Genomic DNA, 17,207 nt, shown 5'->3' on the forward strand with positions numbered 1-17,207 from the left:
AAACTATTTCTTCTTCCCTCCAAATTTATTCAGTTTCATCACCAGAGAAAACATCACATATCTTTTCAATATCAAATCTTCTCTGTCTTCCACGCCGGAAGCGGAAATTGTTCTGGTGACACTTTGGTTTTGGTTGAGAACATCATACACTTTTATACGCGCAGTAAGCTGTTTTTTAAAAAAAGTGTAGCTCACACTTGAATTTAAAAAATAAAAATCCCTCTTGAAGCCAGGTGCGATATTCGAACTCGTGTTGTATTCAAAATCATTTTCAAAGACAAGATTGGTTTTAAAAAAATAATTCGTGAGCTCCAGACTGAAATTCTGAGACGTGTTTTTGATACTTTCAATGCTGTAATTTTGATATCCTGAAAAATTATAATTGATGCTGTAAGATGGTTTGATCGTAATTTTATCTTTTTTTTCATAGGTAAGATTAATTCCCGGGCTGAAATTGTAAGAGTTTCCTGTGAATTGCTGTCCGTTGATAAAACCTCTGTTAAAACTGTAACTAAATCCTGATCTTGGTCTTACATTCAGTTTATGATCTTCCCATTTATACGTTTTTCCTAAACCTGCAATGAAATTGACGCTTTTATTTCCGCTGATGTTCGCGTAAGTCACAAACTGCTTTCCAGAATCATCGTAATATGAATAATTGGTTGTGTTGTTGTTATTGTACACAAAACTGAAATTGAAATAATAGTTTAAATTTTTCTGAATATTATAATTGTTGAAATAAACATTCGTAGAATTCATCCATGAGTTTTTCAAATCAGGATTTCCTTTATACGTTACCAGAGGATTGGATTCATCTACATACGGAATCAGGTTTGCGGAAGATGGGAGGGTGAAATAGGATACATTGGTAATACTTACATTGGAAGTCTGGCTGAAGTTGTAAATCAGTCCGAAATTATATCTCGGAAGCGCAAAATTTCGCTGAAGCTCATAATTTTGTCCGTTGAAAGTGGAATGATAGTTCAGATCTGTAAGATTCAAACCTAAAGATGTCCACATTTTCAGCATTTTTTTATCTAAATTAAAACTGATCTCCGGCGAAAGCTGATTGTTTTTTTCATCCGAACTGTTAGATAAAGCCAGATTGTACACCGTATATTTTCCGGTAGCGGTATCAAAATCATTAACAATTCTTTCATTCACCGAATTTCTCGAATTATACTCCATACTCATCGTCACACTTGCAGAATCCGAAACAGGTTCCGTATATTTTGCATTAAATGAATAATTGTTATTCTGATTTTTACTTTGGCTCAGCTGATTTCTTACATCTCTTTTCGCAACATTTTCCACTCCGTTTTCAAAAAATAAAGTACCGGAATTGATCAGGTTATTGTTTTTATTCTGCTGAATCGAAGTAATTAAATCGGCATAAAAACTTCTGTTTTTCTTTCTGAATTTTCTTGCGTAATGAAGATTAGGCGAGAAACTGTTGTTTTCGGAGTCCGTTACAGTAGAAGACTGACTTTTGTTTAAAAGTTCATCATTCTTAAAAGTCACTGAATTTCCCGTTCTGAAATTATTTGATTTTGTAAAAGAAAACGACGGCGAAAAAGAAATCGTACTGATTGTGTCCGGCTTTATTTTCAAAGTAGAATTCAGTGTGTATTGCTCTCTGTCATTTTCGGCGCGGTTTTCTGAGTCTGTTTTTAAGTTGGAATCGGGAAGAAAAGTGGTTTTAGAAACTTTTGAAGCTGTTTCAAGATTGGTCGTATTTCGTTTGATTCCTAGTTCCTCAATTTCGACTTCCTTGCCCAGTTTATCACTGTAATTCACCCCGATCATCGAAGATTTCTGAATCCCCAGCTTTGAATTTTTACCATTGTCATCATCCATAGAAACACCCTGCGAATTGATATTATTGGAATAACCCAGCAAACTGATCTTGGTCTTATCTTTAAAATAATTAATCAGTCCTTTTTCGTCATACCGTTTATCTGAGCCGTAACCTGCAGAAATTTTTGAAACCCAGCCTTTGTTTTTCTTCTCATCAATATTGAAATTAATGGTTTTGTTCTGTGATTTAGGCGTTTTTCCCGTAAGTTCCTCTTCTTTGGTTTTGGTGGTGGTAATCTGGATGTTTTTAATAATATCGGCGGGAAGATTTTTTAGCGCAATTTTTCCGTCTTTATCAAAAAAAGGCTTTCCGTTCACCATGATCTGGTCAGCTTCTTTTCCGTTGACAGTAATTTTTCCGTTGTTGTCGATCTCCACGCCGTCAATATTTTTGAGCAGTTCTTCAATATTACTGTCGGGACGAACTTTGATAGCTTTCGCATTGTATTCAACCGTATCTTTTTTAATTTTAATCGGCGAAACCGTAATTTTTACCTCTTCAATATCCGAAATCTGGTTTTTATCCAACTGGATGTCTCCCAGATCAATAGATTTGTCGATGGTATCGAATTTTGTGGAGTAAGAAATTAATTTTTCTGCGTCAATCTGTAGAATTGTAGGTTCATTAAGTTCTTTGGTTTTTATTGTAAACAGACCTTCCCTGTTAGAAGCTGTATAATCGACTAATGAAGAGTCTTTCTGTTTTAAAAGATAAATGGTTGCATTCTCCACAGGTCTTTTCCCAAAATCTGTAATTTTTCCTTTAATGACGTACTTTTGGCCGTTCAGCATAAAAAAGCTAAACAAAAAAAGCAGCAACCATAAGATTTTCTTCATTGAATGTTTTTGAACGCGCTAAAATATAAAAAAAACATCCCCGAAAAGGGATGTTCCTATTTTAAATAATGTTAAATCTTTACAATTAAGCTCTCAAATATCTTGAGTAAGCATAACCTTCCTGCCCGTCTTCAGTTTTTACTTTCCACCAGTCATCTGATGTCTGCTCAACCAAAGTTACAGAAGAACCTTTTGCTGCTTTACCTACAACTGCGGCATCCGTAGAAGGTTCCTGTCTGATATTAAGATTAGATTCGTCCGTTGCAACCGTAAGAGCTGCACCTGCTGCCAAACCTGAAACCTGTACGTCAATATTGATGTCTGAAGCAGAATATGTAGAATCAATTGCTCCTAAAGCATTCCAGACCGCATCTTTCGCTGCTGTGTTGGAAGCACTTCCTGAAACGTAAAGAATTCCGTCCTGTTCCTGAACCTGAAGATTAGAAATTCCAGCAGACTGAGCAGCAGAAACCACACTTGAATATTTATCTTGTAATGTGCTCATCTTTAATTACTTTACTGTTAGTTTATTATTGTACTTACCAATTTTCAAAGCATCGATTGATTCTTTTACTTTTCTAGCATCAGCAGAAGATACACTTCCTGTAAGAGTAAGTTCTCCGTTTACTACTTCAACTTTTACCCCCGGAATATCTTTTACGGCATCCTGTACTTTTTGCTGTACCATCGGATCTACCGCGCTTTTAGTTTCCACAGGAGCTACAGCAGGTGTAGCAGGAGCTACAGTCGCCATATCCATTACTTCTTTAACACCGGTAATGGCTTTCAGTTGCTTAATCATTGCATCTTTTGCCTCCTGAGTTTCGAAAGTCCCGCTCAGGTGTGCAACTCCGTCCTTCACCTCTACAGAAGCACTAGGATTTGCTGTTACTACCGTAGTAGCCTGCGTTTGAAGATCGGCATCAGAAACTTTCTTTTTACAAGAAACAGCTCCGAAAGATACAGCTATAGCTAATGCAGCCATTGCGATCGTTTTTTTCATAGTTGTATATTTTTTTATGTTGTTAATACAAGTAAATGTAATAATAAAATTTGTACCAAAAGGATAAAATTCAAATAAATTTTTGTAAATTTTTCTACAATATTTTACTAATCAGATAATTAATTTTAAATCGTGTTTGATTTAACATAATATTATTTGTAGAGGAAATGAAATCTTTCTGCCAATTGTAAAAATATTATATTTGCGAATCTTGAAACATATATATGAAAGGACAGAATAAACTTTTTATAGCAATTATTATTGCACTCGTGATCGGTGTGGGAATCGGCGGACTTGTACATACACAATATCCGGAAAGTGCAGAATCTTTTTCTAAAAATATAAAACTTCTGGGAACGGTGTTCATCCGTCTCGTTCAGATGATTATTGCTCCGTTGGTTTTCACAACTCTTGTTGTAGGAATTGCCAAAATGAGCGATATTAAAATGATCGGAAGAGTAGGGACGAAAGCGATGCTGTGGTTTATTTCTGCTTCGTTAATTTCATTATTCATTGGATTAATGCTCGTAAACTGGCTTGAACCGGGACACGTAACCAAACTTCCGATTCAGGATGCTGCTTCCGCAGAAGAACTATTGAAAACCAGCAAAGGTTTCTCTATGGAAGACTTTGTAAAACATATTATTCCTAAAAGTATTTTCGAAGCTTTTGCAACCAATGAAGTATTACAGATCGTTGTATTTTCCATCATGTTCGGAATTGCTCTTGCCAATTTAGGTGAAGAATATTCTCAGCCTGTAATCAAATTATTCGATATTATAGCACACGGAATCCTGAAAATGGTAGGATACATCATGTGGTTTGCGCCGCTTGGAGTATTAGGTGCTATTGCTGCGGTAGTCGCGACCAATGGTTTTGAGATTTTTAAAGTCTATGCCATTTATTTAAGAGATTTTTTCTTCGCTTTAGGCGTACTTTGGCTCGTACTTTTACTGGTTGGATATTTAATTTTAGGCAACCGTCTTTTCGAATTGTTAAGAAGAATAAAAGAACCTTTGCTGATTGCTTTTTCCACGACAAGCTCGGAAGCTGTTTTCCCGAAATTGGTGGAAGAACTGGAAAGATTTGGCTGTAATAACAGAGTGGTATCGTTTATTTTACCATTAGGATACTCTTTCAATCTGGACGGAAGCATGATGTACATGACGTTTGCTTCTATTTTCATCGCTCAGATCTACGGAATTGAAATGACGGTAGGACAGCAGATTACGATGCTTCTGGTATTAATGCTAACTTCAAAAGGAATTGCGGGAGTTCCGAGAGCTTCTTTGGTAATCATTGTGGCAACCTGTTCCATGTTCGGCATTCCGCCGGAAGGAATTGCTTTAATTCTGCCAATCGACCATTTTTGCGATATGGGAAGAAGTATGACCAACGTTCTCGGAAATGCTTTGGCAACCTCAGCGGTTTCTAAGTGGGAAGGACAGTTGGAAAATCATGGCGGGAATCTGTAATTAATGATTGAAAAGTCAATTTCATTTCGATTGTGAAATGTGAATTATTAAAGAGAAAGTTTACAAGCAAAACGAATTCACCATTGACGATTCATATCTTATAAAAAATCAAGCTAGGCTGTGAGTGGTCAATAGTGAATTTTTAATTTTCATTATTGACCATTTATTTTTGACCACGACTTCTAATCACGTAACCATTGCTATCATTTGCTGAGTGAAACGCCATTGCGAACGAAAAATATTTTCAATCCTATTAAATAAAATCTTTGCGATCTTTGTTTTAAGAAAAGATTCTTCACTCCACTGCGATTCGATCAGAATGACAGATTCTATTTAAAGAAATTTAATTCAAAAATTAGCAATGAGAAAAATTAGAATTACACTGCTATCATTTGCTGAGTGAAACGCCATTGCGAACGAAAAATATTTTCAATCCTATTAAATAAAATCTTCGCGATCTTAGCGTTTATAAAATATTCTTCCCTCCGTTGCGCTTCGATCAGAATGACAGCTCCATTTAAAGAAATTTAATTCAAAAATTAGCAATAATAAAAACTAGAATGATACTTTTATCATTTGCTGAGTGAAACGCCTTAGCGAACGAAGAATATTTTCAATCCTTTTAAATATAACCTTTGCGATCTTTGTGTTAAATAAGATTCAAAACAATCAAATGAATTTACAACATCATAAAAACTTAATTACAGAAAAAGGTTTTACCGTCATCAACAATATTTTTTCCGATGAAGAAATTGAAAAGATCAGTGAAGTTATCCAAAATATAGACACTTCTAAAGAAACTTTCAGAAAGTCGGAAGATCTTTTTGCTATCCGACAGTTTTTAAAGGAAATTCCGGAAGTAAAAAAATTGATTTTTAATGAAAATTTAAGAACAATCATCAAAGAAATTTTCGGCGAAAAATATTTTGTGGTAAAAAGCATTTATTTTGATAAACCTGAAAAATCAAACTGGTATGTTGCGTATCATCAGGATTTAACAATTTCTGTTGATAAAAAGTTGGAATTGGAAAATTTCGGACCATGGACAACGAAACAGAATCAGTTTGCGGTTCAGCCTCCTTTGAATATTTTGGAAAATATTTTCACTATAAGAATTCATCTGGATAAAACGAATGAAAACAATGGAGCACTCAAAGTGATACCGAAATCCCACGCCAAAGGAATTTACAGACCGGAAACCATCGATTGGAACGCAGAAACTGAAACTATCTGCAATGTCGAAAAAGGCGGAATTATGATTATGAAACCTTTACTTCTTCACGGTTCCAACCGGACAACAAACGGCAGAAAAAGAAGAGTGATCCACATTGAATTTTCTGATATGGAATTACCCGCAGAACTGAACTGGTCGGAAAGAATGAATTAATTTTTAACTACAAAGTTTTTATTCAGAACGAAACGGAAAATCTTTTTTCTCCCGCAGATTACACAGATTTTGCAGATGTTTGTATTAAAAAGATCAGCAAGATTAAAAAAACAAAACCTCTTTCAAGCCGAAAGAGGTTTATTATTTAGAGGAATTTTTAAAAATTATTTCACAGAAATCTCATCCACAAAAATATAAGCATCGCCGCCGGCTCCCTGATGCCACTCCGGAAGTTTCCCGAAATGATAGGCTTTTACTTTTACGTAGCGTGCCTGTGTAGGAAGAACCTCCGTTGAAAAATTCTTTACCTGAACCGTTTCATCTTTCGGATCCAGAGTATTTTCAACTGTTTTCAGCAAAATAAAATCTTTTCCGTTGTTGGAAACATAATATTCCACTTTTTTAGGCATCAAAATCCATGCGCGGCTGTCCTGAAGATAGGTTGAAGATAACTGAGTGAATTGTTGAGGTGATTTCATGTCGATAATCGCTTCAAAAGTCTGCCCCTGATAACCCAGCCATTCTCCTTTTCTCCAGTTGGTGTCACCGTTGATTCCGTCGATTAACGATAATTTTCCGCTTGCTGTGTATTGTGGAGTAGGAGTGGAATTTACCGTAATGTCCCAATTATTCGGTCTTCTGTTGAAATTGGCTCTTACAATTGAGCTTTTTTCGCCATTTCTTTCCGCGTAAGCCGCAACCTGAGTGGTTTTAGTAATAGTAAAAGGACCTTTATAAGCGGTAAACATTTTTCTTACGTTTGCATCACCCTCATCCAGCGTCATATAGTAAATTTTGTCATCAGGATTTAGCGCTGTGATCTCAACCTTTGTATTTAAATCAAAAATTCTGGCAGCAGAAATAACAGGAGATGCCGTTAATTCATCATATTTAAAATCTTTGAATGATTTTGCATTTTCAAAACCAAGTTTTTTAAGCTCTTCTCTGTTTGTATTGGGAGTAATCGTTCTTGTTGTTCCATCCTCAAGATGAATTTTAACCTCATCAAAATAAGGCTTCGTCGTCTGCCATTCCGGTAAACCGGGAGTTACAGAGTAAATTCCCATAGCACTCAAAATATACCATGCGCTCATCTGTCCGCAGTCTTCATTTCCAATCAGTCCGTCCGGTGTATTTTTGTAATAATTATCAAGGATGAATTTAATTTTTGCATCTGTTTTCTCAGGCTTTCCCACATAATTATAAAGATATGCGATGTGGTGGCTCGGTTCATTTCCCTGTGCATATTGTCCGATTAATCCGGTAATATCCACTTGTTCTCTTCCTGTGGTTTTGTCCGGTGCAGAAAAAATACCATCAATAAACTGTTCAAATTTCTCTTTTCCGCCATGCGCCGCGATCAGTCCCGGAATATCCTGCTGAACAGAGTAGGAGTAATGCCAAGAATTTCCTTCTGTATAATTGTTATTAACTTCTCTCGGCTCAAAAGGTTCATACCAGTTTCCGTTTTTTCTCGGCTGCATAAATCCATTCTTTGGATTGTACAGATTTTTCCAGTTCTGGGAACGTTTCATGAAATACTGATAGTCTTCTTTCTTGCCTAAAATTTTAGCCATTTGAGCGATACACCAGTCGTCGTAAGCATATTCTACGGTTTTGGAAACACTTTCATGCTCATCATCAATGCTTATGAAATTATTCTGTTTGTAAGCATTTAACCCAAAAATATCCAGCATGGCAGAATTTTTAGAAGCCTGAAATGCTTTTTCATAATCAAATCCTGTAATTCCTTTTGCCATCGCATCGGCAATAACAGAAACTGCGTGGTAACCGATCATGCATTCCGTTTCGTTAGACGCCAGTTCCCAAACCGGCAGCTTTCCGCCCTGTTCGTATTGTTTAATAAAGGTATTGATGAAATCTGCCGTTCTTTTTCTGTCGATTAAAGTCATCAAAGGATGCGCTCCGCGAAAAGTATCCCAAAGTGAAAAAACTGAATAATAATCGAACCCGTTTGCCATGTAGAATTTGTTATCACGACCTCTGTATTTTCCGTCAACATCCATATTGATGTTCGGTTGCGTGAAAACGTGATACATTGCAGTATAGAAAACTGCAAGTTTATTTTTGTCGGAAGATTTGACTTCGATTTTAGATAATTCTTTATTCCAGTCTGCAACAGCATTTTTTTGAATGTCATCAAAATTATCAGACTTTCCTTCAGCCAGCATATTTTTTGCCGCTCCTTCGTACCCTGTAGGTGAAATCGCCACTTTTACAAGAATTTTTTCGCCTTTTTTGACCTTTGTAGAAAATGCTATTTGAATTTCATCACCTTTTGTAACTTTCTCAGGTATAGAAACCCCTCTTTCGCTAGGCTTTACAACATGATCTTTAGATCTAAACATCGGTTTTGAAAACTCAATTCTTGCATAAATGTATTGGTTCGTTGCCCAAGCTTCACTTCTGCGGAAAACTTCAATCGTTTTATCATCAATGATTTTTACTTCGCCTTCCAGCAGTTTATCTCTGTGATTCAGATCTAAAATAATATTCGCATTTCCTGCATTGTTGAAGGTATATTCATGGTAACCGACTCTTTTAGTCGTGGTTAAACGAACATCAATATTGTTTTTTTCTAATTTAACGGAATAAAATCCTGCGGTTGCTTTTTCGTTCTTATGAGAAAATCTGGATGAATATTCTTTAGGTGTTAAACCCGGTTTTCCCATCGTTGGCATCAGCATAATATCACCATAATCCGAAACTCCGGTTCCGTTGAGGTGCGTGTGAGAAAATCCGTAGATCACAGAATCTGAATAATGATAACCGCTGCAGCCGTCCCAGCTTCCGTCGATTCTGGTGTCAGGAGAAAGCTGTACCATTCCGAACGGAACAATAGCTCCGGGAAAGGTGTGACCATGACCGCCGGTTCCTATAAAAGGATTCACATACTGCGAATAATTCTGGGCTTTGATACATAGGGAAGTGAGAAAAAAAAGTAAGATGAATTTTTTAGAGTTCATTGGTTTGGTGATGTAATTTTTACTTGATATAGATTTCAACAAATCTAACAAAATTTCATTAATAATGAGGAAATACACATTGCGCCGAATTAATAAGGACTTATGAAACCGTTTTTATGATTAAATGAAGGGAAATAATTTATTTTTAATAAGCTTGTTTTTACTAAATCTTTTTTCCTCAAAAGAAAATATCTATCAGTCTCTTTACTTATTCTAAATAGCTAAAAATTACGTAAATTTGTAAACAATTTATTTAGTTTATGTTGACGAAAGAAAAGGTACAGGGTTTCCTTAAAGAGATAGAAGTTGATGATTTGGTGAATAATCTTCAGATAATGGGCAATGATGTCTATATTGACATGACGGCTCATTCTCCCGCAATGCACGAAAAGAAAAAGCTTGAAGCTGCAATGAAGCAGGCTTTCGCAAGCGAGTTTGGCGAAGATGTTAATCTGAAATTAAAGATCGTTTCTCCGGAGCCGAGCGAAATTCAGCAAAGCCAGATCAAAGGAAAGCAAATTCCGGGAATTCAGAATATTATTGCCATTGCTTCCGGAAAAGGAGGGGTTGGTAAATCTACAGTTTCTGCAAATATGGCAGTGACTTTCGCAAAAATGGGCTTCAAAGTAGGATTGTTAGATGCAGATATTTACGGCCCTTCAGTTCCTACCATGTTTGATACGGAAGGTGAAAAACCAATTTCTGTAGAAGTGGACGGAAGAAATCTGATGAAACCTATTGAAAATTATGGCGTAAAAATGCTTTCGATAGGATATTTTTCAGGAGCGAATCAGGCAGTTGTCTGGAGAGGTCCGATGGCTTCAAAAGCATTGAACCAGATGATCCGCGATGCAGCTTGGGGAGAACTGGATTTCCTACTTATTGATCTTCCTCCGGGAACAGGAGATATTCATTTATCCATCATTCAGGAGGTTCCTGTGACAGGAGCAGTAATTGTAAGTACACCACAACACGTTGCTCTGGCAGATGTAAGAAAAGGTATTGCAATGTTCCAGATGGAAAGCATCAACATTCCGGTTCTTGGATTAATTGAGAATATGGCGTACTTTACACCTGAAGAATTGCCGGACAACAAATATTATATCTTCGGACAACAGGGAGCGCAATATCTTGCAGATGATCTTGGAATTCCTGTTTTAGGGGAAATTCCTTTAATCCAGAGCATCAGAGAAGCGGGAGATGTCGGAAGACCGGCAGCTTTACAGGAAGGTTCCAAAATTGCTGAAATCTATACGGAAACTGCCCGAAAAATGGTAGAGAGCCTTGTGGAAAGAAATAAATATCTTCCGCCAACAGAAGCGGTAAAGATTACTACCATGGCTGGATGCTCGCCAAAAGCAAAATAATGATTTTTTTTTAAATCTGAAAAAAACAGAGAACTGAACTGAAAAAAATATGGAAACAAATATAACGCACGAAGATACTGTAACAAGAGTTTTGGAAGCTCTGGAAAGCATCCGTCCGTTTCTGAATAAGGACGGTGGTGATATCGAGCTTATCGATGTGAAAGACAGTCTGGTTTACGTAAAACTTTTAGGAAACTGTTCCGGGTGTTCTTTAAATTTTTCAACCTTAAAATTAGGCGTGGAAAATACCATTAAGCAATATGCTCCGGAAATAGAGAGAGTAATAAATGTAGAGTAGAAGAGTAAAAAATAAATATTTTATAAGACAGATCGTTTAAGGTCTGTCTTTTTTTTATCCTTAGTTTACCGTAACAGATTTTCTATTTATTTTAATATAGATCTTAAAGTTTCTGACGAGAATAGTGGCAGAAGCGGATGTAATTTAAATTACTTACCATGTCGAATGCCATTGTTTGGTTAGAAGATATCCCTGAATCTGGAATTTATCAAAAAAAATGTGATCAGCATGAAATAGAGAAATTATCTATATATTACTTTCAGACAGGTCTTTAAACCTGATATTGCTGTTTTTTAAGAAAAATTTAAAGAATATTATGAAATTTTTTATAGTAATAATTCTAAGTGTTCATGAATATTTTATGTGCTATTTTTGTACAGAATTGTTTACAATGCGATATGGGGATGTATGCTTGTAATATACTTTTATTCTTATGTTTTAGATGTTTCATATTTTTTTAGCAGTTGGTGTAAAAAAGTGGAAATAATATGTTCTGAAAAATTTCAGGATAATACAGTATATTGAATGTTTGTAAATCTCTTTAATCAGGTAAAATATAACAAAAAAATAATATTGGTCTGTAACTTGTATTGAAACTGTAAAAATTGAATGGAAAGCAATTTTCCGAAAGGGAAATTATTAAAACTAACACTATGAAAAATATACTCATTGCTGACGGTCATTATGTTGTAAGAATGGGAACTTCGCTCATTTTAGAAACGAAACTTGAATATCAGTGTACTATAGATTTCGCAGGAACTTATCTTGAAGCAAAAGAAAAAGTTTCTGAAAAGATATATGATCTTTTAATTATTGATATTGATATTCCGCAGAGTATTTTCAAAGCAATGGTAAAGGAACTGAAAAAGAAACAGAAACAATTAAGGATTCTTATCTTTTCCAATTACGATGAAAATGTAGGAATTCAGTACATAGAAGAAGGAGCGGCGGGATATCTTAATAAAGGCGCCACAGAAGAAGAAATCTTAGCAAGCGTGAAGGCAATATTCGAAGAGGGATATTATTACACGGTAGATATGATGAAGAAACTCGTTATGCAGTCTACGGATATTCACTCTGTGGAGCGGCTTTCAAAAAGGGAATTTCAGATTTTTAAACTCCTCGCAGAAGGCAACGGAAATATAGAAATTTCGAATAGTCTGAATCTCAAAATGTCGACAATCAGTACCTATAAGAAGAAAATTTTTGAGAAACTGCAGGTTAAAAATGTGGTAGATCTCGTAAGAATCTATGACGATATGCATTAAAAAGCAGTCGCGGCGAAAGAATTTCGCCGCGATTTTTATTTTACAGTGACTTGAATTTCGAATTCCTAAAATAGATGCAGAATACTTTCGAAGTTTGATTTCAGCAGTTTCTTACTTATTTTCTCTGTTTGCAAGCCCTTTTATAGCTTCATGCCTTATCTGATGGTCTTTAGAAAAACAATTTTTATACAAGACCTGTCTGATTTCTTCATCGTAATATTCGATTTGTGTTCCAAGACCAAAAGTAGCCCAGTCCCTCACTCTAAGGCTTTTATCCTGTGCCAGTTTTATCATCATTTTTACTGCTTTATAATTCTCAACTCCCAGCAAAGAGAAAGTAAGTGCATACCTTATCTCTTTAGATTCTGAGTGTTGAAATTTTTCTAAAGTTCTGAAATGCTTTGTTTTTAAATATTGGTTGTTGTGACCAATGGCAAAAAGGCATGTACAAATAAGATTTTCATCAGATGTTGTTCTTAAAATTTCAAAGATTTTATCAAAAAGAGACTCAACAAAGTTTCCACGTTTATTTCCTGATTGGCATAGAATATCAATCCCGATTTGTTTAAATTTTACATCATCAGAATCTATCATTTCAAAACATTCCGAAATCATTTCATCATTTACATATGTTCTTAATTTTGAAATATGATTCCAGTAATAACTTTTATATTTTGCTTTGAAAGCTTTTTTGATTAAAAAATTAATGTCCGGATTATCCATCTTAAATTTCAGATAAATTTTCAATAATCTCTTTAATCACCTTTAAAACCTCAGTAGACTTTTCCCGGATGATCAGCTTATTTTTTTTATTTACAATAAGTTCTGTAAAATGGTTGTCTTCTGTATTGATGTCAACAATAAATGCTCCGTATTTCAATGCAGTTTCAGCAATGGCAAGCGGAAGGTTTGTGGCTCCGGAAGTTCCGATAATGAAAAGCACTCCGCTGTTTTTTGCCACTTTCAGAGAACTGAATTTCTTATTGGTTTTTTCATCATAATATTCATCAAACCACAAAATATTCGGGCGCATCCAGTGTCCGCAATACAAGCAGGTAAGCAATTCAATATCTTTTGCTGTAAGATCTTCATCGATGTCTTTGCCTTTAATTTCTTCCGGAAGATTCAAAATTTCCTTACATCCGTTCGAACATTTAATTTCACGGTTATTTCCATGAATTTCATAAATTCGCTGATTTCCTGCGCGCCTGTGAAGATTGTCTATATTTTGTGTGATCAGATGAAACCGGTCCTGCAGCATTTTTTCAATTTCAGCTAAATGAAAATGGCTTTCATTGGGTTCTGCACTTTCAAACATTTTTTTCCTGAAAAGAGAAAATTGAAGAACTTCTTCAGGGTGCTGTTTAAAATATTTCAGCGTTCCGAATTCTTCCGGCTTATGAAACTGCGTTCCTTTTACCCAGATTCCGTCTGTTCCGCGATAGGTAGGAATTCCGCTGTCGGATGAAATTCCTGCTCCCGTTAAAAAAGTGAAAAGATTTCGTTTTTCTTTATGGTAAACCTGACGGATGATTTCTTCTAATTGCGTTCTCATGGTATTTCAAAGTTTAAAACTACTGAATTTCTTTAAAACAAAAAAGCCCCGAAAATCGAGGCTCATTTAATCAACTAAATAATATATAATCTACTTTACAATAACTCTTTTCAGATGTCCTTCGGAAGTTTTTATAAGATAAACTCCTGTGGAAAGCATCGAAGTGTCGATTGTTAAAGCATTTTTTTCTTTTCCAATCTGTTTTCCGGACATATCATACAATTCATAGTCCTGCGCTCTGTTGAAATACAGAATATTTCCTTTCGTTACCGGATTTGGGAATACATTGAAAGTTGCTTTTTCAGATTTTACCTCTCCGGTTGCCAGAGTCGGAGCATTGGTAATTTCATACATCGATAATGTACCGCTGATTTCATTGGCAACAATTACATACCCTTTTCCGGTTGTTGTATTTTCTGGGGCAATGTAGATAAGTCCTTCCGGTCCGTTATCGCCTCCATAAGCAGAAGTCATTCTCGAATGCTTGTAATCTGTGAAAGCAGGATTGTTAGGATCTGTAATATTATAAACCATTACTCCGCCGGTTCTTTCCAGTGTAATGAAGGCGTATGTTTGTCCGTTAATATTTCCTAAAGCAACTCCTTCCGGTTCTGGACCTTTTGCACGGCTTCTGCTTTTAACAGTATTGGATTCATTATCTGCATTAAAGATCAATGGATGATTGGCAGCAATATATCTCTCAAAACGGTCTCCACTGTCGTAAACGATCTGTTTTGTATCTGCATTGAAGATTGAGAATGAACGCGCTCCCAAAGCTGCTATTTCCTCGAAATCTGTATCTCCGTCTGTATTTCCTGTTGCATTGGAAACTCTGAATCTTCCTAAATTATAAGAAGCTTTTAAAACAGAAGACTGTGGAAAAATAGCCGGATCTAAAGTATAATCATTCGCGCCTACTGTAGTTCTTTCACTGAATCCTGCAAGATCTTTTTCATCTCCTTCGTTGGCAGTTACAATATAATTGGTTCCTCCAACTTTATAATTCTGTACTCCATCCGGAAGAAAATAAGCTTTCACAGGCCAGTTAGCAATTAAAATTTCTCCGTTGTTATCGGAAGCATCAAAGCCGTTTCCGGGAATGCTCATGTCTTTTTTACCCAATCCCCAAATTCCTGTAATGGTTTTTGTGGCTAAATTAACTTCAGCAACTGCATTGTTTTCCTGAAGTGTAACCCATGCTTTCTGACTGTCTGAGCTAATTGTAATGTATTCAGGTTCTAAATCCTGAGAAAGCGTATTGTTTGTTCTTACTTTTCTTACACCGGTTGCCGCTAAAGCAGAAACCTGAGAATCAAAAGCATTAAAATTAAGCGTTGTAACATTGCTTTGCGTAAGATTAGCAATTCCGCCCGAAATATCAATAATGCTGATTGTTCCTTCCGGATCTACGGTATAAGCATCGTTCGGCTCGCCTTCATTGGCGGTCATTACTTTTGTTCCGTCCGGTGAAAAAGTAATCATATCCGGTAAAGCTCCTACGGTAACCTGCTTCAGGAAATTTCCGTTGATATCAAAGAAAACTACAGAACCGTTCAGCTGCGGATTGGTGTTCGGAGAAGCCGCAGCAATAATTCCGTTTTTTACGGCAATGCTTGTAATTCCGCCGTAAGGAGCCATATTAATGGTATTAACAACGGTTGGCGAAGTAGGATTGCTGAAATTAATAATATCAAAAACATCGGTGATGGAACTGATGGTAAATAATCTCTGTGTGGCAGGATCATGAACCACAATTTCCGTAGAACTGGTATTGGTTCCCGAAGGATCAAAACTTCCGATATAATTTAAAGAAATCTGATGAGTCGGAACCGGAGCAGGTTTATCATTATCTATAATATAAACTGTTGCATTGCTGTCTCCGGAAATGGTTGCTCCGACCGGATTTTCAAGGCTTACTACAAAATATTCAGCCTGCTGTTCTTCCAGCGAATCATCGATGATCGGGATGTTTACGGTATAACTCGTTGTGGAAGGAGTAAGATTAATCGTCTGATTCGTTAGTGTAAAGTCGCTGCTGTTTGCCGTGCTGAAAGGAGCAGGTTTCACCACTAAGTTCACTGTTGAATTTGACGGATTTGTAACATTTATTTTAAATGCTAAAGTTCCTGTATTTTCATTGACCTTAATAAAGTTTTTATCCAACGAAATTGAGGTTCCTGCGGTGGTAAAAGTGGTGGAAGTAACTGCCGTCACTGCATTATCACTGGTATCTTCTACCATGTTAGGTTTTAAAGCCAGATAATACGTTTGGTTGGGGATTAAAGCTACAGTCGGGATCACTGTAATTTTATTGCTGGAAAACGTAGTTGTAAAGGGAACCTGAGAACCTGAAGCATTTCCAAGGCGGAAATCGACAAGTATTTGTGCATTAGAATCGTTGATCGCGGAATTGTCTGTTAACCTTACACTTTCATTAAAAGAAATCGTAGGATTTACAGTCGTTAGAGCATTATTTGTGTTGTTTGAGGGAAGATAAGTTACCGTGGGTGGAGTAGTGTCGGCAGCATTAATGAGGGTTGCATCTACGGTAAAATTATCGAAACGGTTGTTACCCACAGTTCCTCCGGAACCTTGTGAGAATTCAACTTTAAGTTTAAAATTAGGATTGTTGGCTGCTCCTGAGATTGTCGAAAAATCTAAAGTAATGAGTTGAGGATTGGCATCTAAAGGAGAAACCGTCTGAAAAGTAACGAAATTTGTTCCGTCCACAGAATATTTCCACGTCTGCGTTCCTGCTCCGGAACCGGATCTTCTTGTCGTAAATTTCACGACAACATTATTGTATCCTGTTGTTGGCAAATTGAACTGAAGATTTCCGTTGATCGGGAAATTATAGCGTAAATGCGTTCCTGAAACATCTCCGTTTCTCGCATTGAAATTGTCGATATTGAAATTCTGTCCTGTTCCGTTGGCGAAATCTACATCAGTAGTTCCGTTGATTACGGCTGTCATCGAACCTCCCACCAAAGTGGAAGTCGGGGTAGTGATGGAAGCTGCCGAAGCATTGTTGTTGAAGTTCCAGTAATGGATAAGAGAGGTCTGCCCGAAAACCGCTCCCTGAAGAAAGAATGCGGCGACAACAGAACTTTTTAACAGGTAGTTGTTAATCATTTTTTACTTACATTAAATTTATGCAAAAATGAAGGTTCTAC

12 protein-coding genes are annotated in these 17,207 nt (G+C 36.3%); 5 read left to right on the forward strand and 7 right to left on the reverse strand.

Annotated elements, in window-relative coordinates; all coding sequences use genetic code 11:
• Nucleotides 1–3: 3 nt before the first annotated feature.
• The 3 genes from WFK35_RS01620 to WFK35_RS01630 all read right to left on the reverse strand — a co-directional run bounded on the left by WFK35_RS01620 (nt 4) and on the right by WFK35_RS01630 (nt 3,697).
• Nucleotides 4–2,694, reverse strand: coding sequence for a TonB-dependent receptor (locus tag WFK35_RS01620; protein WP_336731034.1), 2,691 nt, complete (start codon nt 2,692–2,694; stop codon nt 4–6).
• Between the two features lie 85 nt (nt 2,695–2,779).
• Nucleotides 2,780–3,199, reverse strand: a complete 420-nt coding sequence (locus tag WFK35_RS01625) for an SH3 domain-containing protein (protein WP_076395538.1) — start codon at nt 3,197–3,199, stop codon at nt 2,780–2,782.
• Nucleotides 3,200–3,205: 6 nt separating this feature from the next.
• Nucleotides 3,206–3,697 (reverse strand): BON domain-containing protein, encoded by a 492-nt coding sequence (locus tag WFK35_RS01630; RefSeq protein ID WP_336731035.1) that lies wholly within the window; start codon nt 3,695–3,697, stop codon nt 3,206–3,208.
• A 224-nt stretch (nt 3,698–3,921) separates the two neighbouring features.
• On the opposite strand from WFK35_RS01630, the gene WFK35_RS01635 reads away from it, so the two are divergent.
• Nucleotides 3,922–5,172, forward strand: coding sequence for a dicarboxylate/amino acid:cation symporter (locus WFK35_RS01635; protein ID WP_336731036.1), 1,251 nt, complete (start codon nt 3,922–3,924; stop codon nt 5,170–5,172).
• A 673-nt stretch (nt 5,173–5,845) separates the two neighbouring features.
• Nucleotides 5,846–6,559 carry a phytanoyl-CoA dioxygenase family protein gene (locus WFK35_RS01640; protein ID WP_336731038.1) on the forward strand — a complete coding sequence of 238 codons (714 nt, stop codon included), beginning with the start codon at nt 5,846–5,848 and terminating at the stop codon, nt 6,557–6,559.
• Nucleotides 6,560–6,723: 164 nt separating this feature from the next.
• On the opposite strand, the gene WFK35_RS01645 is transcribed toward WFK35_RS01640, so the two are convergent.
• A complete protein-coding gene (locus WFK35_RS01645) occupies nt 6,724–9,546 on the reverse strand; it encodes a GH92 family glycosyl hydrolase (RefSeq protein ID WP_442891981.1) in 2,823 nt (940 codons plus the stop codon).
• A 260-nt stretch (nt 9,547–9,806) separates the two neighbouring features.
• On the opposite strand from WFK35_RS01645, the gene WFK35_RS01650 reads away from it, so the two are divergent.
• The 3 genes from WFK35_RS01650 to WFK35_RS01660 all read left to right on the forward strand — a co-directional run bounded on the left by WFK35_RS01650 (nt 9,807) and on the right by WFK35_RS01660 (nt 12,479).
• A complete protein-coding gene (locus tag WFK35_RS01650; RefSeq protein WP_336731040.1) occupies nt 9,807–10,913 on the forward strand; it encodes an Mrp/NBP35 family ATP-binding protein in 1,107 nt (368 codons plus the stop codon).
• A 49-nt stretch (nt 10,914–10,962) separates the two neighbouring features.
• Complete coding sequence (locus WFK35_RS01655; RefSeq protein WP_214590583.1) at nt 10,963–11,211, forward strand: NifU family protein; 249 nt, start codon at nt 10,963–10,965, stop codon at nt 11,209–11,211.
• Nucleotides 11,212–11,864: 653 nt separating this feature from the next.
• Nucleotides 11,865–12,479: a response regulator transcription factor gene (locus WFK35_RS01660; protein WP_214590582.1), complete on the forward strand. Its 615-nt coding sequence runs from the start codon at nt 11,865–11,867 to the stop codon at nt 12,477–12,479.
• A 111-nt stretch (nt 12,480–12,590) separates the two neighbouring features.
• Here WFK35_RS01660 and WFK35_RS01665 read toward each other — a convergent pair whose 3' ends face one another.
• The 3 genes from WFK35_RS01665 to WFK35_RS01675 form a co-directional block, all read right to left on the reverse strand.
• Nucleotides 12,591–13,202 (reverse strand): hypothetical protein, encoded by a 612-nt coding sequence (locus WFK35_RS01665; RefSeq protein WP_336731041.1) that lies wholly within the window; start codon nt 13,200–13,202, stop codon nt 12,591–12,593.
• A 1-nt stretch (nt 13,203) separates the two neighbouring features.
• Nucleotides 13,204–14,034, reverse strand: coding sequence for an SIR2 family NAD-dependent protein deacylase (locus WFK35_RS01670; protein WP_336731042.1), 831 nt, complete (start codon nt 14,032–14,034; stop codon nt 13,204–13,206).
• Between the two features lie 90 nt (nt 14,035–14,124).
• On the reverse strand, nt 14,125–17,166 hold the full coding sequence (locus tag WFK35_RS01675) for a choice-of-anchor I family protein (RefSeq protein WP_336731044.1): 3,042 nt from the start codon (nt 17,164–17,166) through the stop codon (nt 14,125–14,127).
• Nucleotides 17,167–17,207 lie beyond the last annotated feature (41 nt).

Origin of the sequence: Chryseobacterium sp. VD8, assembly GCF_037149975.1 — a bacterium.
GTDB lineage: Bacteria > Bacteroidota > Bacteroidia > Flavobacteriales > Weeksellaceae > Chryseobacterium > Chryseobacterium indicum.